This is a genomic window from Hymenobacter jeollabukensis (assembly GCF_005771675.1).
GTDB lineage: Bacteria > Bacteroidota > Bacteroidia > Cytophagales > Hymenobacteraceae > Solirubrum > Solirubrum jeollabukense.
The window spans coordinates 626,003-646,656 of record NZ_VAJM01000003.1 but is presented as its reverse complement, the minus strand read 5'-3'; the positions used below and the strand labels follow the sequence as shown (position 1 = coordinate 646,656).

Here is a 20,654-nt window from a genome sequence, read left to right as displayed (position 1 = left end):
TGCCCCGTTCGACTTGCATGTATTAGGCCTGCCGCTAGCGTTCATCCTGAGCCAGGATCAAACTCTCCATTGTAAAAGTTTGTTTGCTGCATTGAAGCAGCGATTGTCCTAGCAATCTTTTGTCGTTGCTCTTCCGAAGAAGAACGAACTGACCGGATTGGTTTGTTCGTTTCGCTTGGTTCACTACTTACCGTGTTTCGCAACACTTCAGTAGCTACTACCTTGTCATTTTCAACACTCTCTCAAAGAACGTTCGAACACCGGTTGTGTTCGTAGCACCGCGCTGCTCGCGGCGTTGTTTTCGTTTCGGGTTGCAAAGGTACGAAACTCGTTTTCCTCTTTCCAACTCCCGGAGCAACTTTTTTTCGTTAACCCCGTCGCTTTCTGTTCTGCCGATCCGCGTTCCGAACCGGGCTGCAAAGGTAGCAAACTCTGTTGCCGCTTTGCAAGTTCCAGGAGCAAGTTTTTTTTTCGCTGCCCTTCGTCGCCTGGTCGTTTCGAAGCGAAACGGAGGGCAAAGATCGGAACCTTTTCGCTTTCGTGTCAAGCCCAATCGACAACTTTTTTTTGTCGATTGCTGTTCTCGCCGCTTCCTGCTGAATCGGGGTGCAAAGGTAGCACTTCCGATTTCAGAAAGTCAAGAAACTTGAAAGATTTTTCTTTCAACTCTCATTAGCTTGATTGGCCTTGATTTCAGCACTCAAAACGGCTTCAGGAAGCTATTTTGGCCATCCGCGTCTCGGATTGGGAGTGCAAAAGTGGCGGATTAGCTTTGCATTTGCAAGCCACCAGCACATATTTCCACTGAATACGGGGCTCTGCTGTTCCTATAGGCCTGATTGTTTGGCGGCTATCGAGCTAAAATAATCTTACCGCTCTGTCGGGTTCGGCAATGTGGTCCGGAAGGCACGGAGTCTGTGCTGCTCTAATCGGTAGACGGCCTGCCCTAGCTGAGTCAGGAATGGGAGGCCAACGGAGGTGTATTCGTACTGCCCGTCGTTCAAAATGCCGTCGGCATTGACGTATAGTACGGCGCTCAGCATGAATTCGGCGCCGGATTGCTCATCGATGAAGTAGGCGCAATCGGCCAGGTAGCCGTGGGACATGCCGACGATATTGTAGATACGCAGGCCGGGCTGGGGCTGCGCTTGTCGTTGGCGGCCGTAATAGAGATACTTCTTGTAAGCAGGAAAATACTCGGGAGAGGCATAAGGACGAAAACCGGAACCCTGGGGAGTAGCGCCTAGATAATAACGCAGGAAGGCCAGATCGGCGGAGGTTAATTCGGGGCTGGAAGCAGATGGAGAGGCTTCGGGGAACAGGACGGTACGAAGTAGATTAGTTACGGCTTGCAGGGGCAGGTAATTGGCCGTGGTGAAATCGTACGGCTTCTGCACCAGCTGCCGGCCGGCATAGTAGCCCTGCCCTTTGCGGATTCGCCCTAATGGATGGCCAAGCGGGAGGGCATTGCACGCGGCGGCCTGTCTATATATAATAGAGCCGGAAGCCTCGTGAAAGGTAACAGGGTTGGTGCAGCGGTTGGCAGCCGTGTCGCAGGGAGCGAAGCGGCGGGTGATGCGCACCTGCGGATAGCCCAGAGTGCGGAGCTGCTCGTGCAGGTATTGCTGGCCGAGAAACTCGTAGAGGCGGTTGTAGGCCTGGTTGTCGCTGACCAGCAGCATCCGCTTTATATAGTTGCCGATGCTGGCCACGCGGTCGGAGTCGGCGGGCGCGGCAAAGGGCACGGCGGTCTGGCAGCGGCCGGCGGCGCCGGTGGCCATGATGCTGCGGCGCGTGAGGGCCGGAACTTGCTGATGGAGCTGGTTGAGCTTTTGCAGCGAGAGGATGGCCACCGGCAGCTTGACCAGGCTGGCAGGGTTGAAGTAAGCTCGCTCGTCGAGGCGGTAATCGTATTGGGTGAAGTGTGGCTGGTTTTGGGCGTCGCGGTCGATACGAGTGTAGATGATCTGTAACTCGTACTTATCGGCTTGCCGCACCACGGAGGCCAAAGCCGATGTGTTGTGTAGCAGGCTGTCGAGGGGATTCTGCGGATCAACAGGCTCGACAGTATTGGCCTTAAACGATGATAGGCGGCCGGAAAAGCTGCCTATCATCGTTATCAGGATCAAACTGGCCGTGGCAACGCGCTCCAACATTGTCTGCAGTTAATACCTATTTGTACCGGCTCAATTCTTTTGTGCCAACTATGACTAGCTAGCCGGCTCCGTCCGACGCTTGGCTAGCATTAGATTGGAGTCATTCACGCGCCAGTTGTAGCCCGTGCCAAAGGGCAGGGGCCTCGCTTTGTTGACGGAGTCGCGGTAGGCAGCGGTGAGCGTGGGCTGGTAGTGCTTGGCAAACATGGGAATCGGCTTTCGGTAAGTGCCGTAGTGGATGAATTGCCAATCGGCGGGCTGGAAGTACTTCAGGGCAATGCCCGAATCGTCCTGCAAGACGTAGCGGCTGCGCTCCAGGATCAGGTTGCGCACCTGACTGAAGTAGGGCTTATGCATCAGGTAGGTGGCCGACTTGACGTAAGTAGTCAGCGGGCCGAGGCTGCGGGTGTACTGCAGGATGGACGCTTTGGTCTGGCCCAGCTTCCAGTCGCTGAGGTCGGCGGAGAAGTAGTAGACTTTCTGTTCGTGCCCATCGGCGGCGCGCATTGCCACTTCGACCCCGGGCACGAGCTTGGACTTGGCGTCGGCGGAATCGGCGGGCACGGCTTCGCCTTCGGGGGTGAGGCGGATGTAGCGCACGTCGGTAATCTGGTGGTGGGTACGGGCCGCGAAGAGCAGGATCAGCGGCAGAGAACCATCCAGCTCCAGGGACTTCAGGTCGACGGCCATGCTGTTGGTGCGGAAGAAACTGAAGTTCAGCACCGACCACAGCGAAGTTTTGACGGCGTTGTAGAGCTTGGGGCTTTCGAGTGAGGTCTGGCCGGGCACGGAGCCGACGGGCTCCAGGCCGACGAGCACGTAGGTATTGCTCTGCGGGAACATGGTGACGGCGTTCAGCAGATCGGGGCCGCTGAACGGGTAGAACACCACGGGGCTGGTGCGGCGGACGGAATCCAGCTCCTGCCGGCCCCACGCCTCGATTTTGTCGGTGCGCGTGGCGTCGTAGCCGGCCCAGCTCTTGTCGGCATCGGCGGCGAAGCGCTGCCACTCCGGCTTGGCGGTGAGGGCGCGCAAGCCGGACGACTGCTTGACGGGCATGCCGGCCAGGTAAGCGGCCACGTCCTGCACATCGGAAGTATCGACCGGGGCGGGCTGGGGAGCGGGCGCAGCCGGCGCGGGCCTGGCGGCGGTGGCCGAGTCGGGAGCCTGGGCGGGCGGGGAGGCCTGCTCAGTAGGCGCGGATTTGCGTTCGGAACAGGCGACGACGGTCAGCAGGGCAACCGGCAGCAGCCAGCGGCGGAGGGGAAAGGCCATGAGGGGCAGCAGATAATTATCGGCGGGAAAGATAAGCGGCCGGAAATTTATCCGCCTGACCACCCGGCCGCACAGCTCTTTCAGCGCAACGCCAAGGTTGACCGCTGATGGCTACGGCCGCTCCTCCCCTGCCCACGCCGCCGGGCGGCGTCCGGCCCCAAGCGCCTGGATGATGGCGTAGACCACCAGCCCGGCCAGCACCGTGCCCAGGCCCAGCAAGGACTCTTCGCGTTTGTCGCGCAGCAGGAATACCAGCGTCCAGCCGTTGAGCAGCAAAAACAGCAGCGGCGTGAAGGGGTAGCCCCAGGTACGATACGGGCGCGGCAGCTCCGGCTGCCGAAAGCGGAGTACGAACAGGCCCAGCACCGTCAGGAAGGTGAACAGATTCAGCACGAAGCCGGCGTAGAGCAGCACCTGCTCGAAGGTGCCGGAAACGATGAATACCACCGTCAGCAGCGCCTGAAACAGCGTGGCGCGCACGGGCAGGCCGTGGCGGCTGCGGTGGGCCAGCCAGTGCAGGGCGGGCAGGTCTTCGCCCATCGTCTGGATGATGCGCGGCCCGGCAAAAATCATGGAGCTGACGGTGGATACCAGCAGCCCCGCAATGGCAGCCCCCATGAACTTGCCCACGGCCACGCCGAAAATCTGATTGGCGGACAGAAAACCCACTTCCAGCTGGCCAGCCAGCACCGCCAGCGGGGTGGTGCGCAGAAATACATAGTTCAGCACCACGTAGAGCAGCGCCACCAGCGCCGTGCCGGTGAGCAGGATGCGGGGCAGATTACGCTGGGGCTGGTCGACCTCGCCGGCCATGTACACGGCCGCGTTCCAGCCCGAGTAGGCGTACGACACGTAAATCAGCGACACGGCAAAAGCGGGCGTGAGCAGCTCGCGCCAGTCGGCCGCGGCGGGCGCGAAGCGCAGCGGCTGCGGCTCGGCCAGCAGGCCCGCCCCGATAAACAAAGTCAGCAACGACACTTTCAGCACCGTAACCACCACCTGAAACCGGCTGCCGACCCGGCTGCTGATCAGGTGTACCGCCGTGATGAGCACCACCACGGCCAGGGAAAGCAGATTGGCATGAACCTCGGGCCACACGCTTTGGGCGTAGCTGCCCAGGGCAATGGCGGCCAGGGCCGTGGGCGCCGCGAAGCCAACCGTGGCCGACACCCAGCCCGAAAGAAACCCCACGGACGGGTGATAGATGCGCGAGAGGTAATGGTACTCGCCGCCCGAGCGGGGCAGCGCCGCCGCCAGCTCGCCGTAGCACAGGGCGCCGCACAGGGCGATGATGCCGCCTACCAGCCACAGCATCAGCAGCGCAAAGCCGCTGTGGGTGCCGAGCACCTGAAAGCCCAGGCTGGTGAAGACGCCGGTGCCGACCATATTGGCCACCACGATGGCGACGCCGGTATAAAAGCCGATTTTATAAACTGACGGGGAGGCGCTGGATTGATTCATGCGGCGGAATCCGAAACTAAAACCGTCGGGCCGGGCCCGACGAAGCGTCGCTGCCGGCTGACGAACATTCTCGCAGCGGCAGAGAAGCTTCGACAAGCCCAGCCCGACGGACTGCTATTGCCGGAGCAAGTTAAGGCGGACGCGGCTTATGCTTTCGGGCGCTTGTAGAGCGGCACGGTGCTGCACGGCTCGCCGTACATGATACTGCTGGTGACGGGCAGCAGCTTCTGCATGATGGCCACGTAGGCGTAGGTGGGCACCGGGTCGGTGCCGCAGCCCTTCACCACCAGCTTGGCGTCGCGGTAGTCTTCGGGGTTGATGCCCGCAATGGCTTCGTGGAACAGCTCCTGCTCCAGCGCCTCCAACCCGCCGAATACGTAGCGGTGGGCGTGGCCCTGCAGCTTGGAGGCCAGCAGCATATAGGCCCAGGTGGGCACGATGGCATCGGCCGAGCAGACGATGGCCACGTTCTTGCCGTCGTACTGGCTCCAGTCGTGGGTTTTGATGAAGTCCCGGAAGTCCTTTTCGCGCAGGATCAGGCCGTGGAAAAGGTTGTCCTTGATGTCGTACACGACCCGCTCGCCGGGGTGCTTCAGCTCTTCCAGGTTGAGGCTGGTGAGGGCACTCTGCGCGACGCGGTTGATGATTTCGTCCATGTTAGTAGTAGCAATGACGGCGGCCGCAGCGGCCGTTGCCGGTAAAACAACGTCGACGCGGTTTCGTTCGGCCGCCCCTCCGGCTGCAAAATTAAGCTACCCAACCGTCTCCTGCCCGGTCGCCCGCAGAATGCCCGGTGCCGCCTCCGCGGGGCCGAACATTGCTCTTGGGAAGGTTCCTAACTCTCATGGCGCGGTTCCTAACTCTCGCGGGTAGCTTCCGGTTGCTCCTGGGAGCGTATCGGAAGCACTTGGGGAAGTATCGGAGGCTCACGCGACGGTGTCGGACGCTCGTGGGGACGTTCCGGAGGCTCGCGCGGCGGTGACGAACGGACTCAAAACCGTCTTGAAAGCTCCCGCCGATGCAGATGAGGCTGTTCCAGAACTGTCATCCTGCGCTTTGCGCAGGATGACATAAATGCCTGTACGCCCCCGCCGGCCCTTACCCCTGCGCCGCTTTGGGCGTGGTGGTGTAGACTTCCTTCAGGTAAAACGGCTCGTAGTAGGCCACGTTCTTGAATTCCTGCCGGGCATAAGCAGCTTCGGCCAATTGGGCCACGGCAATGGCCGAAGGCTGCACGTCGGCCACGAACAGGGCATTCGGATTGCCAGCTACCAGGGGCTGAAACTTGGCCGCGCCGCTGCCGAAGAACACCACCGACCCCTCGGCCAGCTCGGCTGCCCAGCTGTCGGCGTCGAGGATAACGGGCGCGGGCGCCTGCAGCTCCTGCCCATCGGCCGCGTACAGGGCCGCGTACACCTCCATGCGCCGGGCATCGAGCAGGGGCGCGAAGCGGTAGCGCCCCGCGCCAGGCACCTGCCGCGTCACCTGGTGCGCCAGCGCGGGCAGGGTACCCACGGCCAGCAGCGGCAGCCCCAGCGCGTAGCACAGCCCTTTGGCCGCCGCTGCCCCGATGCGCAGGCCCGTGTAGGAGCCCGGCCCGTCGGACACGGCAATGGCGGAGAGTTGCGCCAGGGTGTAACCGGCGTTGCTGAGCAGCTGCTCGATAAGCACGGTCAGGTGCGAGGAGTGCGACTTTTCCAGGCGCAGCTCCGAAGCGGCCAGCAGGGCGCCGTCGAGCGTGAGGGCCACGGAGCAGACGGGCGAGGAGGTTTCGAGGGCAAGAATGAGGGGCATCGGCGGCAAATTTACGCGGGTCAGGGTATTGCTACGCTGTTCAGCATCCAGTACGGCATGGATATGAGGCAACTGCAGCTCACAGAAAGCGGTTTACCAGGCGGTGAGCAAAAAACGGGGTTATTAGCGGTGTAATCGTTCCGGCACGATGTAAACCGTGAAGAAGACGGCCACCTTGCCGTTGGTCACCGTGGATGCAGTTTCTGCGGCACGAGGTAAAACCAATCGACCAAGGCATAATCGGTGTTACTCAGTATCAGGTAGAAATACAGTGTGTAGTCGGGGTTGACTTCATCTGGATGATCTGGCCGGACACCCGGTTGAGCCAGCGTGATTCGAATGGCGCAAAAGTCACCCTGGCAGCGTACCCCGCTGATGCCTAGCAGGACATGGTCGGCGTTCAGTGGGCGCCCCGGTGGGGCTAGTATTTCTATCAGCCGCTGATTCAGCAATACGTTACACGTAGCGCAGTCGTCCGCTGCGTTTTCCGTATCAACATATTTATACAGCCGCACTTTGGAGCGTTCCGGCTTTCCATTCATGTCGCGGTATTGGTAACCATATATATTATCGGGGCAGAAGCACGGACTGTCCAGCCGTCTTTCCGGCTTGATGCGGCGGCGTTTACCAGCGTCGTTGTAGAACCAATACGCCGGTCCTTCTTGGCTTATAGCTGGCAATATCCGCTGACGCAGATGCGTGAGGGCTGCCCGCCGAATGGCCGTTGGCTGAGCTTGAGCATACGCCGAAGCGGCCGTCAACCAGATTCCTCCCGAGAGCAATACCTGTTTTATCCCTTTCATCGAGGTTAAAAACGCGGAAAGCAGACCCGTCACCGGATCTGCTTTCAAAAAAAAGCAATAAAACTACTGCTTGTTGCTCGGCACGCCGGAGCCCTTCATGGCGCTGGCCGACTTGCCGCCCGGCTTGAGCAGGGAGTTGTAGCGCGGCTGGTCATTCAGCACCTGGATGGCGGCCAGAATGTTGGGGTCGTCATCGAAGGTAGCCTCCACGCTGCCCTTCTGGAAGTAGTAGCGCGACACGATTTCCTGCTCCAGCAGCTCCCGGATTTCCGGCTTGAAGCGGGTCAGGTCGTTGGCCTTATTCACCGTGACCTTCTTGCGGATGCTCTCCAGCTCGGCCTTCACGTCGTCGTAGTGCTTCTCGTCCTTGGTCTGCGTAATCAGGCTGGTGAGGGCCTTTTCGGCGGGCGTGGAGTAGTTGATGTCCTTGTTCTGCAGCCACTGCACAAACTTCTGGTACTCGGCATCCGAGAGCTGAAACTCGCGCGAGGGCGGAATGCTCTGGTGCTCGGCCCGGTAGCGGGTGGCATAGTCGAACAGGTAGTTTTTCTGAATGAGCACCCGCGTAATGGCGGCTACTTCGTTGTCTTTCACTTCCACGTCGGGGGCTACGCCGCCGCCGTCGTACACCACGCGGCCGGCGTGGGTTTTGAAGGCCGTGCGCAAGGAATCCGGCACTTTGCCCAGCGTGCCGTCGTCGGCGCGGTGGGTGTAGTCGATTTCCTGGATGCAGCGCCCGCTCGGAATGTAGTACTTGGCCGTCGTCACCTTCAGCTGCGAGTTGTAGCTCAGCGGCCGGGTGGCCTGCACCAGGCCCTTGCCGAAGGTTCGCTCGCCTACCACCACGGCGCGGTCGTAGTCCTGCATCACGCCCGTCACGATTTCGGAGGCCGAAGCCGAGCGGTTGGAGGTGATGATGGCCAGCGGAATCTGGGTGTCGAGCGGCACGTCCAGGGCCTTGTAGGTCTTGTTCCACTCCGTCACCTTGCCCTTGGTGCTGACGATGTCGAGTCCCTTGTCCACGAACAGGTTCGAGATGTTGACGGCCTCGTTGAGCAGGCCGCCGGGATTGTCGCGCAGGTCGAACACAATTTTCTTGGCGCCCTGCTCCTTCAGCTTGGCCACCGCCGTGCGCACCTCGCGGGAGGCATCCACGGTGAAGCCCGAGAGCTGGAAGTAGCCGATATCCGAGGTCAGCATGCCGTAGTAGGGCACGTTGTCGACCTGAATCTTGTCGCGGGTGATGTTGATTTCCACCGGGGCATCCTGGCCGTAGCGCGTCACCATGAGCTTCACGGTGGAGTTGGCCTGGCCCTTCAGCAGCTTGCTGATGTCGGCGTTGGTCTTCTTGTCCATGCTGATGCCGTTGATGGACAGGATTTCGTCGCCGGGCAGCAGGCCGGCCTTCTGGGCCGGAAAGCCCTCGTAGGCCGTTTGCACGATGGTTTTGCCCGCCCGCTTCACGACAATGGCCCCGATGCCGCCGTACTGCCCGGTCGTCATCGTGCGGAAGTCCTCGATGTCGTCCTCCGGGATGTAGTTGGTGTACGGGTCGAGCGACTTGAGCATCGCGTCGATGCCGGTCTTCATCACCTTGGAAGGCGCCACGTCATCGACGTAGTAGGTATTGACCTCCTTGAAGAGCGTGGCGAAGATGTCGAGGTTCTTCGCTATTTCGAAGTACCGCTCACTGTCGGTAGCCGACTTGAAGGAAAACAGCAGGGCGGCGCCGGCCGCGAGGCCGAGGGTAGTTTTGCGGACGTTCATAGAGGGCAGTAGCTGTACAACACAGACACTTATACCGCGGAAGAAGTTGCGCTGTTCGGCGCCCCTCCGGCTTCGGCAGTGTGTAGCAAACGCGCTAGCCCTGAAATTAATTTATTCTGCACGACGGCGAAAGGCTTTTTTTCCTTTCCCGTGTAGATAATGGCCAGCTGCCCCACGCGGTGGCCGCCCGGGTGCTCCATGAGCCGGTATTTATTCAGCCGATACGCCTCGCGCACGAGGCGCTTGAGGTAGTTGCGGTCGACGGCCCGCTTGAAGGTGCGCTTCGACACACTGACGAGCACCTGCGGGGGCGTCTGGCTAGGTTCGGCCAGGGGCAGCCACACCAGGCGCAGGGGATAAACGCCAAAAGAAGAGCCCTGGCCGAAAAGCTCAGTGATGAGCTTTTTTCGGCACAAGTGCTCTTCTTTCGAAAACGTGTAAACGCGTGCGCCCGGCATGAATACTCGGGGCACGGCTGGAGGGTTTGCTGAATCAGGCAAGGTCAGTCAGAAAGCAGCAAGCCAGCCGTGCGACGGGACTACTAGCGCTTGTGTTTGTGCTCGTCCGAAACGGTGAGCTTTTTGCGACCTTTTTTGCGGCGGGCGGCGAGTACGCGGCGGCCGTTGGCAGACTCCATGCGCAGACGGAAGCCGTGCTTGTTACGGCGCTTGCGCTGCGAAGGCTGAAACGTTCTTTTCATGACGGGGCACGGTTATGTAAGGCCGGCAAAGGTAAGGACTTATATCGGAAAAGGCAATCAGTAATTGAAGGTAGCGGAAGAAAGTTGCACCAAGGCAGTCGATTACGCCCCGGCTGCCTATTTCCGCCGTAGCTTTGCTACGCCGACTGAACCGTGCCGCGCTGTATGATTCACTATTACGTCTCGTTTGCCAACCCGCTCACTTTTTACCTGCAGGTGCAATTGCAGCTGGCCGTGCCCGCCGGGGCCACCGAGCCCTTGGAGCTGCAGCTGCCCGCCTGGCGCCCGGGACGCTACGAGCTGCAGAACTTCGGCCAGAAAATCCAGCGCGTGGAGGCTTTCGACGCCGATTCCGACGAAGCGCTGCCCCTGCAGAAGCTGACCAAGGACCGGTGGCAGCTTGACGGCGTGGCGGGCCGCACGGTGCGGGTGCAGTACAACTTCTACGCCCACCAGATGGACGCCGGCGGCTCCTGGCTCGATGAAACGCAGCTGTATCTGAACGGTATTCAGTGCTTCATGTACGCCGAAGGCCGCCGCGCGGAGCCCTGCCAGCTGCACCTCGCGCTGCCTGCCGACTGGCAGATTGCCTGCGGGATGAAGGAAGTAGAAAAGCACGTGCTGGCGGCCGACTCGTTCGATCAGCTGGTGGATTCGCCGCTGATTGCCTCCCCTACCCTGCAGCACGCCGAGTACGAAGCCGGCGGCCTGCCCTTCCACGTGTGGGTGCAGGGCTCGGAGGCGCGGCCCAACTGGCCGGTCATCGTGCGCGACTTCAAAGCCTTCAGCGAAGAGCAGCTGCGGCTGTTTGGCGGCTTCCCGGCCCGGGACTACCACTTCCTGAACCAGATTCTACCCTACAAGCACTACCACGGCGTGGAGCACCTGAACTCCACCGTCGTTACGCTGGGCCCGGCAGAGCTGCTGATGACCGAGGGTCTGTACAAGGAATTCCTCGGCGTGAGCTGCCACGAGCTGTTTCACGTCTGGAACATCAAGGCCATCCGCCCGGCCGAAATGCAGCCCTACGACTACACCCGCGAGAATTACTTCCGCACCTGCTTCGTAGCCGAGGGCATCACCACCTACTACGGCGAGTACCTGCTGGCCCGTGCTGGCGTGCGTTCGGCCCGGCAGTACTTCGATGAGCTGAACATCGTGCTCCGCAAGCACTACGATGACCACGGCCGCTACAACCTCTCGGTGGCCGACGCCTCGATGGACCTCTGGCTCGACGGCTACAAGCCCGGCGTGCCCGACCGCAAGGTGTCCGTGTACCACAAGGGCGCCCTAGTGGCTTTGCTGCTCGATCTGCACATCCGCCAGCGCCACAACCATGCACGCAGCCTCGACGACGTGATGCGCCGCCTGTGGCAGGAATTCGGGCAGACCGGCATCGGCTACACCGAGGACGACTACCGCCGCATCGTGGAGGACGTGGCCGGCGAGGAGTTGGGCTGGTATTTCGACGGGCACATCTACGGCACCCAGGAGCTGGAAACGCCGCTGGACGAGGCCCTACACAGCGTCGGCTGCGCGCTGATGGTGCAGGCCAGCGGCTCGGCTTCGGAAGGGTTGTTCGGCTTCCGCACGGTAGTGAAAAACGAGCGGACGGAAGTCACCGACATCTACCCCGACTCACCCGCGGCGCGCTGCCTGACGGTGGACGACCAGATTGTGGCCGTCAACGGCCGGCGCGTCGACATGAACCTGCAAACCCTGCTCGCTACGGGGCAACCGGTGTACGATATCAGCGTATTTCGCCAGGATCGGCTACTTACCGTTTCGCTGCAGGCGGAGCCCGGCCGCCGGTTCTGGTCGAAGATTACCGTGGACCAGCGCCCCGATGCTACGCCAGCCGAACAGGCCAGCTTCCGCCAGTGGCTAAACCAGGCCTTTTAGTCCGTTTCGCCACTCCGCTGCTTCCCTCGCATATGTACCCGCTTCGTCCGCTGCCGGCCCCGCTCCTGCTGGGGGGCCTGTGCCTGCTGACTTCCTGCACGCTACGGATGCAGCCGGCGGAGCGCGCCCGGCCCGGCGTATCGTTGCCGCCCAGCCTGCTGCCGGCACAGGCGCAAGCCCCGGGCGCTACTGCCCACAAGCGCCCGGTACCGCCGCCCACCGTCAACCGCTTCGCTCACCTCGACACGCTGATGGTGGGGGAGCGAATCGTGCGCCTCTACCCCGGCTCCCGCGACACGTACGAGCAGCTGCCGGTGCAGGAGTGGCTCGTCAACCAGACGGCCAGTGAAGGCGACGAGCTGGACCCCGAGGCCGAAGAACGGCGCCGCCTGCGCAAGGCCACCACGGCCCAGCGCGCCGGCCGTACGCTGGCCCTGCGCTGCACCAACGGCAAAGCGGTACGCCTCGTCAACAACCCCACAGAGAACTACGACACCAGCGTGCTGTACGAGTACGTGGCCACGCTGCCGCGCATTCACCACTGGCTGATTGCGGTGCGGCTGTACGAAGGCGGCTATTACCTCTTGGTCGATCAGCAGACCGGCCGGCAGACGGTGGTGTGGAGCCCGCCCTCGGTGTCACCTGACGGCCGCTACTTCATCTGTGGCTCCTCCGACGTGCTGGCCCGCTACGAGCCCAGCGGCCTGCAGGTATGGAGCATGAAAACCGGCCGCCCGCAGCTGCTCTGGGAGCGGCAGACGGAGTGGGGCGTGAGTCAGCCACGCTGGCTGAACGGCCATTCGATTCTGTTCGAGCAGGACTTTATCCACAACGGCGACGTGGATACCCGCATCATGCGCCTGACCCTGCCGGACTAAGAAGCCCGCAAGCACCGGCTCCACCCGCCGTCATTGCGAGGCGCCGCCGAAGCACCCGCAGGAAGACGTAGCCAATCCTTCCTCCAGCAGCACCGCCGCCACAATCCATTCTACCCGAAAACAGCACCGCCCGAAACTGTTCAACGACGGTTTCGGGCGGTGCTCATTTTACGCTTGGCTAGTTGGCCAGGACCGATTGCTTCGCTTTGCTCGCAATGACGACCAGTGCAGCCGTTTGGCATTCCTCATCTCAGCAAAAGCAAAAAAAGCCCCGCCGGACAAATCCGACGGGGCTTTTTCAATCTATGGGCAAAGGGCTAGTCGCCTTGTTTGCCGGGGCCTTTCTGGCTGCGGTCGACCGACATGGGGTGGTTGCCCTGTGGGTTGCTGCGCGGCTTGTTGGAGGCATTCGACCGAATTTCGGCCTGATTGCCACCGGCGGCGTTGCCTTTGATTTCGTTGCCGGCTTCCGTAATGTGGTTGCGGCTCACGTTCTGCACCTTGGTGCCGCCGCTGTTCGACGAGGGCACCTTGCTGTTTTCCAGATTGGAGTTAGGAATCAGGGGCTGTTCTTGGTGGTTATGCTTGTGTGACATGGCTCAGGTGCGTTGTGGGGAAACGATACCTCTTTTACCCCCAAGTCCGTCGCCGGGTTGCCTTAGGCCAGCACTTCTTCCACGCGCACCAGGTCGCCGAACTGCTTTTCGCGCTCCTGAATGTCCTCCTGGGTCAGATTCAGCAGCCGCTCGGTACCGAATTTTTCCACGCAGAACGAGGCCATGGCCGAGCCGTGAATCACGGCGCGCTTCAGGTTCTCGAACGAGCAGTCGTCGGTGGCGGCGATGTGGCCGATGAAGCCGCCCGCGAAGGTGTCGCCGGCGCCGGTCGGGTCGAATACTTCTTCCAGCGGCAGCGCCGGGCAGAAAAACACCTGCTTCTTGTGGAAGAGCAGGGCGCCGTGCTCCCCCTTCTTGATGATGAGGAACTTCGGCCCCAGGGCCAGAATCTTGCGCGCCGCCTTCACCAGCGAGTATTCGCCCGAGAGCTGACGGGCTTCCTCGTCGTTGATGCTGAGCACGTCTACCATCTGAATGGTTTCGAGCAGCTCATCCATGGCCACGTCCATCCAGAAGTTCATCGTGTCCATCACGATGAGCTTGGGGCGGTTGACGAGGCGCTGAATCACCAGACGCTGAATCTGGGGCGTGAGGTTGCCCAGCATCAGGTACTTGCAGTCCTGATAGGAGTCGGGGAGAATGGGGTCGAAATCGGCCAGCACGTTCAGTTCGGTGGCCAGCGTCTCGCGCGAGTTCAGGTCGGTGTTGTACTTGCCGGCCCAGAAAAACGACTTCTCACCCTGCTTGATCTGCAGGCCTTCCACGTCCACGCCGTGCTCCTGCAGCAGCATGATGTCTTTGTCGTGGAAATCGTCGCCGACGACGGAAACGATTTTGACGGGCTTGATGGAGTAGGAAGCGGCCAGCGAAGCAAACGTGGCGGCGCCGCCCACGATTTTGTCGGTTTTGCCGAAAGGCGTTTCGATGGCATCGAAGGCCACGGTACCGATTACGACCAAGCTCATAGCAGGAAAGTCAGAGTGTTACGTTAAAACGACGTTGCGGGCTGTTAACCCCGTTCAGCAAAAAAAAGTCCCCGGAGCGAAAGTTCCGGGGACCTGAGTGGGTAAGTAATGGGGCTCGAACCCACGACCTTCGGAATCACAATCCGACGCTCTAACCAGCTGAGCTATACCTACCGTGTTGGGTTTGGTGCTGCAAAGATAGAACGCCGGCGGTTTCTTCCAAAAAAAATCTGCGTGCGGCCCCGTTTCCCACACTTTAATACTGCTTCATCGACAACTTCTGCAGCTCCTGCCAGTCCACCGAGCCGGCGTTGACGGGCGTGTTGCTGCCGTAGTAATGCCCCTGACGGTCAGTGTACACGTGGTTGTAGCCGGCATCCACCTTCACCCGCTCGCCGGTGCTGGGGTCCGCGTACTTTTCTTTCTCCCGAATGGCATCCACGAAATACTCGTGCTGTTGGTCTTGGCTGTTCGTGCGGGCATCAAAAGCGGCTTTGTCAGCATCCATAGCGGCCATGTGGTCATTGTAGCGGGCGGTGCTGGCCGCGCCCTGGCGCTGGATGTCGGCCATGCGCTGCTCGTGGCCCTGCCGCTGAATCTCGGTCATGCGGCGCTGGGCGGCCAGGTTGTCTTCGCCGGTCTGGTAATTGGCCCGCTGCCCGCGCTGCACCACGTCGTTGTTCAGCTTCACCCAAGTGGGGTTCATGGTGATGGACTCCTGCGCAGCTTTGGCGTGGGCGTAGCTGGCGGCCAGGTCGGCGTTGGTCTGGGTAATGGAAGGTATGACGTTCCAGGCGTAGTACGTTTCGCCGTTGGCCTGCATGGTCTGCTGGCTCAGGCGGCACTCGATGCGGGCGCGGCGCCCATTGCCCAGCTCCCCGTCGACGTAGGCGCTGGTTTTGGTGACCTGATTGGCGGCCTGCTGGGCGGGCAGCACGGTTTCGTTGGTCACGTTGCGCAACACCAGCCCGCGCTGGGCCAGGGTGGGCAGCAGCACGCGCTTGATGTAGGTCAGGGCGGGCATGGGCGGCAGCTCACTTTCCATGCGGGGCATACCCATGCTTTGCATTTGGGCGCGCATGTTTTGCGCCATCGGCCCGTCGGCGTAGGTGTATTCCACGGCCGGCAGGTACTCAATTTGCTGGCTGCCGTCGGGCGAGCGGAACGAGAGGTAGACCTGCGGCGAGGGAATGGCGCCGTTCCACTTGCGCTTGAAGGACTGCTGCACCTGCCAGTCGCGCGGCACTTTCAGGGCAAAGGCCACGATGTTGTTCATGTCCGGGTCGATGACGCCCAGCAGGCGGTACTGCTGGCCCGGGGGCGGGTCGGAGGGGTTCTGAGCTTCGGAGGGCGACATGACGTTGGCCGGTACTATGGTGGGCTGGTTGGGAGTCGACTGAGCCGGTGGCGGTGCGGCTACCGTTTCGTCGCCGACTTCGGTAGCGGCCGTTTTGGGACTTTCGCAGGCGCTCAGGCCGATAGCCAGCACCAGCAGGGAGTAGGCAAAAACACGCATACGCGGGCAGGTTGATTACGACAAAATGTACTATGTTTTTATTTTATAACAACATTTCAATATCAATTATTACACCTCAATTCCTCTCGCCAGTTGCCGCAGCAGGCAGCCGCCCTACGCAAGCGGCGGGAAGCGGTACCTTTGTGGTATGAACGAATCCACCGCGGCCGTTACCTTCGAAGACTTCAAGCTGAATAAGCAACTGCTGAACGCCGTGGCCGAGGCGGGCTTCGAGCGGCCCACTCCGGTGCAGCAGCAGGCCATTCCGCTGCTGCTGGCCGGCCACGACCTGCTCGGCGTGGCCCAGACGGGCACCGGCAAAACCGCCGCGTTCGGCCTGCCGCTGCTGATGAAGGCCAAGTACGCCCAGGGCACGCACCCCCGGGCCCTGATCCTGGCCCCGACGCGGGAGCTGATTCTGCAGATTGAGACGCACCTGAAGAAGCTGGCCGTGTATACCGACCTGCGCATCGTGGCCGTGTACGGCGGCGTGGGCGTGAAAACGCACTCCGACGCCGTGCTCAAGGGCGTGGACGTGCTGCTGGCCACGCCCGGCCGCCTGATGGAACTGTATTCGCGCGGCGACCTGCTGCTGAAGGAAGTGAAGACGCTGGTGCTCGACGAGGCCGACAAGATGATGGACATGGGCTTTATGCCCCAGATCCGCCGCCTGCTCGAAGTGCTGCCGCGCAAGCGCCAGAACATGCTGTTTTCGGCCACCATGCCGGCCAAGGTGGAGGAGTTGAGCGCCGAGTTTCTGGAGTTTCCGGTGAAAATCGAGGTAACGCCGCCGGCGGCCCCGGCCTCCACGGTGACGCAGATGCTGTACCAGGTGCCCAACTTCCTGACCAAGATTCACCTGCTGGAGCACCTGATCAAGGGGCAGGAGGAGACGTTCAACCGGGTTATCATCTTCGCCCGCAGCAAAAGCACGGCCGATAACATCCACCACTTCCTGCAGCGCAAAATCGACAGCGAGGCGCGGGTCATTCACGGCAACAAGGACCAGAATACCCGCCTGAACTCCATGAATGCCTTCCGCGAGGGCAACGTGCGCTTCCTGGTGGCTACCGACGTGGCCGCCCGCGGCATCGACGTGCCGGCCGTGAGCCACGTCATCAACTTCGACGTGCCGGTCATCTACGACGACTACGTGCACCGCATCGGGCGCACCGGTCGGGCCGAGCTGACGGGCGCGGCCATTACCTTCGCCACGCCCGCCGAAATGCCCCACGTGCAGCGCATCGAGGAGCTGATGAAGCAGCCGATTCCGCAGCAGGACATTCCGGCCGAGGTCAAAATCTCGGAAACGCCCTTCGAGGAAGCGCAAAAGATGGCCCGCGAGCTGGACGCGTTGCGCCGCAAGCAAGACCCCAACTTCCAGGGCGCCTTCCACGAAAAGCAGGAGTGGCTGAAAACCGGCGTGACGATGGACAAGCGCACCGGCCAGACCTACGACGGCCCGCAGCGCAGCAAGAAGGGCAGCAAGGTAAACCCCTCCAAAGGGCGGGCTTCGTCGCCCACGGCCAAGGCGGCCAAAGCGGCCGCCGCCAAGAACCGTAATGCCCGGCGGAAGTAGCGCGAAGCTCTGGCTGCCGATGGCCTCACCCCCCGCCCCCGAGGGGGAGCCTGATGTCAGCAATGGTGCGGGGCTGCTCCGCTCGCGCTGCACAGCCCCGCCGCAGACAATTATGATTCTAACCTAAAAACAGCGGCCCCAATGCGCCTGAGCGCATTGGGGCCGCTGCCGTTGCTGATGTTTGGCTCCCCCTCTCCAGGGGAGAGGGGGCCGGGGGGTGAGGCCCTCAGTGCGCGCCGTGGTGGAACAGGTAGCTGAAGCGGATGGCCAGGAAGGCCCCGGCGGCGCCCCAGAGCAGGGCACTCCAGAGCATGTGCAGTAGAATGTGCTGCCGCTTCACGCCGAGCAGCGTGGCAATGACGGCCCCGCCGATGGGCGTAAACAGAATCGGCGTGAGGAAGGCAATGCCGCCGATGCCGAAGCGGCTGAAGATGCGCACGATCTGGCGGCTGCGGCGGGTGAAGACCGGCTGATGGCGCAAGCGGCGGCGGCGCTGCAGGTGGGCCACAAAAGCCCGGCCCACACCCGTAAACACCACGATGCTAGTCATCATGCCGGCCACCGTGAGGGCCCAGATGACCAGAAACGGCAAGCCGGCGGCGGCCCCGGCTAGCGGGCCGCCGAAAAACTTAACCATGCTGAGCAGGAATACCGACGCGTATTTCACTACGTGCGGCATCATGAGCAGGAAGGTACTGGGCATTGCGGTCAAAGCAAACGGGACATAACCGGTATACCCGGCGGCGCGGCGGCAGGTTCCCTAAATCGTGAGCAGCCAAGCCGGTTACAGCTTGCTGCCGTAGGCCAAATCCCCCGCGTCGCCCAGGCCGGGCACAATATACGCGTGTTCGTTGAGGTGGTCGTCCAGAGCGGCCAGCCAGAGCTGGGCTTCGGGCACTTCCTGCATCACGTGCTGCACGCCCTCGGGCGAGGCAATGACGGCGGCAATATGCACCTGCCGGGGCCGGCCGAAGCGCAGCATGGCGCGGTACGTCAGCGCCAGGGACTTGCCGGTAGCCAGCATCGGGTCGGCCAGGATGAGCACGCGGCCGTTCAGGTCCGGGGCCGCGAGGTAGTCCACCTGCACCTCCACCCGCGAGGTAGCCTCGATGCGGTAAGCGGCCACAAAGGCCGAGGGCGACTGGTCGAAGTAGTTCAGGAAGCCCTGGTGGAAGGGCAGGCCGGCGCGCAGCACGGTGGCCAGCACCGGGAAGTCCTCCAGCAGCTCGCCCTCCGACTCGGCCAGCGGGGTCTGCACGGTTTTGTGGCGGTAGTCGAGCTGGGAGCTGATGCGGTAGGCAATGATTTCGCCCAGGCGCTGCAGGTTGCGGCGGAAGCGCAGCGAGTCGCGCTGCACGGTCACGTCGCGCAGCTCGGCGAGGAAATGGTTGGCAATGCTGGGCTCGGCGCACACAATGTGCACGCGGCCGCTTTGGGTCAGCGCATCCAGGTCAGGTACCACGGGCGGGTGGTTTGGGTGAGGGTATAGTACGGCACGGGCCGCGCCCCGAAATTGGCGAAAAACCGCGCAATGCTCGGAATCATGCCGCCCTCGAAGTCCAGCACCAGCCCCGGCGTGCCGGCATAGCGGCGAATGGCCTCGTCGAGCAGCAGCAGCGGGGCAGCGGCTTTCTTGCCCGCCGGGGTAGCGGCAGCGAAGAGATATACGAGCCGGCTACGATAACGAATGAACAGCGCCCCGGCCAGCAATTCCTGGGTATCGGCGGTGTGGGCGTTCAGCAGCAAGGTCTGCCCCTGCGGCCGCAGTACCTCGTGCAGCCGCAGCAGCCGCTGGTAGTACTCCGGCTTCATCCCACCGACTTCAGCGCCTTTCTCCCGCTGAAACAGCCCCAGCAGCGGCGCCAGGTCGGCTGACTCAGCCAGCGTGAGGCCGGCTTTTTCGCGCTGCTGCCGCAGCCGGCGGCGGTAGTCGGCGCAGTAGCCGAGGTGCAGGCTTTCGTAGGGCCGGTCGAGCGGCAGATGATACGTGACGCGCTCGGCCGCTTGCCAGCCGGCGGGCAGCAGCGTGGGCGCGGGGTTTTGGTCGTTCAGCTGCAGATGCAGGCGGGCAAAACGTCCTGCCAGCAGCGCCAGGTACTCCCCCACGTGCCGGTGTTGGCTCTCGGCGGTGGTGAGCAGCCCCAGCTGCTGGGTGAACGGTGGCTGCAGGGCTTCGCGGCCCCACACCCGGCGCTGCGTGGGCACGGAGAATACGCTGAGGTAGCGGCCAGTGGCTTCTTCCAGTTCCACCACCGCATCAAAGCCAGCGGCGTTGGCCGTCAGTAACCACAAGTACTGGGCGTAGGGCACCACTTGCTCGGCGGCAGCCACGCAGTCATCCCAGGCGTCACGGTCGATCAACGAGTGGGTGAGGTAGCGGAGCGGCACGGCGGTAAAGGTAGCAGGGCACCTTGTGCGGGCACAAAAAAAGCCACCCGGGGCGGGTGGCTTTTCGAAGCGGCGCGGGGCAGATCCGGGCCGCAAAGGGGTCAGCAACGCGAACTTTTCTCCCGGACGGGCGGGGCCTGCAATGACGCCCCGCCGCGCCCGAACTCCCCCATTCGCATTGCCGAGAGGGTGCGAAAGCGCCGGCTTAGGCGGCTACTTCCTCTTTTACTTTGGCAAACTGCACGCTGGCCAGCAGCTTCACGTCGTCGCTCACCACGATGGCGCCGGCTTCGGTGATGCCGTTCCAGGTCAGGCCGAAGTCCTTGCGGCTGATTTTGCCGCTCACTTCGAAGCCGGCCTTTTCGTTGCCGTAGAAGTCGGTGGCGGTGCCGCCGTACTCCACGTCCAGGGTCACGGGGCGCGTCACCTCGCGGATGGTCATGTTACCCTCCAGCTTGTACTCGCCCTCGCCCACTTTGCGCAGGCTGGTCGATTCGAACACCAGCTTGGGGTGCTGCTCGGCGTGGAAGAAATCGGCCGACTTCAGGTGCTGGTCGCGCTGCTCCTGGTTGGTGTCGATGCTGTCGATGTCGGCGGCGAAATGCACCTTGGCGTTTTCGAAAGAGTCACCGTCGGTTTCCACCGTGCCCTCAAACTTCTTGAACGAGCCGGTGACGGTCGAAATCACCAGGTGCTTGATTTTGAACTGTACTTCGCTGTGGGTGGGGTCGAGGACCCATTTGGTAGTGGCCATAGTAGTAGGCTGGTGGTTGTGCCGGCCCGGCCGGCGGGTTGATGTCGAAGATGGAGCTGCCTGATTACGTAGGCAACATGACAAAGGTAGAAATCTATG

Annotated in this window: 19 protein-coding genes, 1 tRNA gene and 1 rRNA gene; 3 read left to right on the top strand and 18 right to left on the bottom strand. The window is 62.1% G+C overall.

The features are described from left to right. From FDY95_RS10055 to rpmH, 10 genes are all read right to left on the bottom strand, one after another. Positions 1–73 (bottom strand): 16S ribosomal RNA (locus tag FDY95_RS10055); the annotation flags it as partial. Between the two features lie 796 nt (positions 74–869). Next, on the bottom strand, positions 870–2,156 hold the full coding sequence (locus FDY95_RS10050; protein WP_138077294.1) for a serine hydrolase: 1,287 nt from the start codon (positions 2,154–2,156) through the stop codon (positions 870–872). 54 nt (positions 2,157–2,210) lie between these two features. Beyond that, positions 2,211–3,431 carry a hypothetical protein gene (locus tag FDY95_RS10045; RefSeq protein WP_138077292.1) on the bottom strand — a complete coding sequence of 407 codons (1,221 nt, stop codon included), beginning with the start codon at positions 3,429–3,431 and terminating at the stop codon, positions 2,211–2,213. A 111-nt stretch (positions 3,432–3,542) separates the two neighbouring features. Further along, complete coding sequence (locus FDY95_RS10040; RefSeq protein WP_138077290.1) at positions 3,543–4,892, bottom strand: APC family permease; 1,350 nt, start codon at positions 4,890–4,892, stop codon at positions 3,543–3,545. 146 nt (positions 4,893–5,038) lie between these two features. Beyond that, complete coding sequence (locus FDY95_RS10035) at positions 5,039–5,548, bottom strand: DUF2480 family protein (protein ID WP_138077288.1); 510 nt, start codon at positions 5,546–5,548, stop codon at positions 5,039–5,041. Positions 5,549–5,990: 442 nt separating this feature from the next. After that, a complete protein-coding gene (gene tsaB / locus FDY95_RS10030; RefSeq protein WP_138077286.1) occupies positions 5,991–6,686 on the bottom strand; it encodes a tRNA (adenosine(37)-N6)-threonylcarbamoyltransferase complex dimerization subunit type 1 TsaB in 696 nt (231 codons plus the stop codon). Positions 6,687–6,871: 185 nt separating this feature from the next. Continuing rightward, positions 6,872–7,537, bottom strand: coding sequence for a hypothetical protein (locus FDY95_RS10025; RefSeq protein WP_138077284.1), 666 nt, complete (start codon positions 7,535–7,537; stop codon positions 6,872–6,874). A gap of 15 nt (positions 7,538–7,552) precedes the next feature. Further along, complete coding sequence (locus FDY95_RS10020; protein WP_138077282.1) at positions 7,553–9,256, bottom strand: S41 family peptidase; 1,704 nt, start codon at positions 9,254–9,256, stop codon at positions 7,553–7,555. Positions 9,257–9,285: 29 nt separating this feature from the next. Continuing rightward, positions 9,286–9,729 carry a ribonuclease P protein component gene (locus tag FDY95_RS10015; RefSeq protein ID WP_246073980.1) on the bottom strand — a complete coding sequence of 148 codons (444 nt, stop codon included), beginning with the start codon at positions 9,727–9,729 and terminating at the stop codon, positions 9,286–9,288. A gap of 68 nt (positions 9,730–9,797) precedes the next feature. After that, positions 9,798–9,956 (bottom strand): 50S ribosomal protein L34, encoded by a 159-nt coding sequence (gene rpmH, locus FDY95_RS10010; protein WP_078014902.1) that lies wholly within the window; start codon positions 9,954–9,956, stop codon positions 9,798–9,800. Between the two features lie 165 nt (positions 9,957–10,121). Here rpmH and FDY95_RS10005 point away from each other — a divergent pair, with 165 nt between their 5' ends. Then, a complete protein-coding gene (locus tag FDY95_RS10005; protein WP_138077280.1) occupies positions 10,122–11,858 on the top strand; it encodes a M61 family metallopeptidase in 1,737 nt (578 codons plus the stop codon). A gap of 32 nt (positions 11,859–11,890) precedes the next feature. Then, positions 11,891–12,736 (top strand): hypothetical protein, encoded by an 846-nt coding sequence (locus FDY95_RS10000; RefSeq protein WP_138077278.1) that lies wholly within the window; start codon positions 11,891–11,893, stop codon positions 12,734–12,736. Positions 12,737–13,053: 317 nt separating this feature from the next. On the opposite strand, the gene FDY95_RS09995 is transcribed toward FDY95_RS10000, so the two are convergent. From FDY95_RS09995 to FDY95_RS09980, 4 genes are all read right to left on the bottom strand, one after another. Beyond that, positions 13,054–13,332, bottom strand: coding sequence for a hypothetical protein (locus FDY95_RS09995; protein ID WP_138077276.1), 279 nt, complete (start codon positions 13,330–13,332; stop codon positions 13,054–13,056). Between the two features lie 62 nt (positions 13,333–13,394). Continuing rightward, positions 13,395–14,318: a PfkB family carbohydrate kinase gene (locus tag FDY95_RS09990; protein WP_138077274.1), complete on the bottom strand. Its 924-nt coding sequence runs from the start codon at positions 14,316–14,318 to the stop codon at positions 13,395–13,397. Between the two features lie 100 nt (positions 14,319–14,418). After that, positions 14,419–14,492: transfer RNA gene (locus tag FDY95_RS09985), tRNA-His, on the bottom strand. A gap of 82 nt (positions 14,493–14,574) precedes the next feature. Beyond that, entirely contained in the window at positions 14,575–15,834 is a 1,260-nt protein-coding gene (locus FDY95_RS09980; protein WP_138077272.1) for a hypothetical protein, read from the bottom strand. A 148-nt stretch (positions 15,835–15,982) separates the two neighbouring features. On the opposite strand from FDY95_RS09980, the gene FDY95_RS09975 reads away from it, so the two are divergent. Then, on the top strand, positions 15,983–17,413 hold the full coding sequence (locus FDY95_RS09975; protein ID WP_138077270.1) for a DEAD/DEAH box helicase: 1,431 nt from the start codon (positions 15,983–15,985) through the stop codon (positions 17,411–17,413). Positions 17,414–17,639: 226 nt separating this feature from the next. On the opposite strand, the gene FDY95_RS09970 is transcribed toward FDY95_RS09975, so the two are convergent. The 4 genes from FDY95_RS09970 to FDY95_RS09955 form a co-directional block, all read right to left on the bottom strand. Then, a complete protein-coding gene (locus FDY95_RS09970) occupies positions 17,640–18,095 on the bottom strand; it encodes a hypothetical protein (protein WP_246073979.1) in 456 nt (151 codons plus the stop codon). Between the two features lie 102 nt (positions 18,096–18,197). After that, positions 18,198–18,875, bottom strand: coding sequence for a uracil phosphoribosyltransferase (gene upp, locus FDY95_RS09965; protein WP_138077268.1), 678 nt, complete (start codon positions 18,873–18,875; stop codon positions 18,198–18,200). Beyond that, the gene (locus FDY95_RS09960) at positions 18,851–19,801 is read right to left on the bottom strand and encodes a GNAT family N-acetyltransferase (RefSeq protein WP_171025623.1); all 951 of its coding nucleotides are present in this window, start codon (positions 19,799–19,801) and stop codon (positions 18,851–18,853) included. Before FDY95_RS09960 ends, upp begins: the two co-directional genes overlap by 25 nt. Positions 19,802–20,006: 205 nt before the next feature. After that, positions 20,007–20,555: a YceI family protein gene (locus tag FDY95_RS09955; protein WP_138077264.1), complete on the bottom strand. Its 549-nt coding sequence runs from the start codon at positions 20,553–20,555 to the stop codon at positions 20,007–20,009. Positions 20,556–20,654 lie beyond the last annotated feature (99 nt).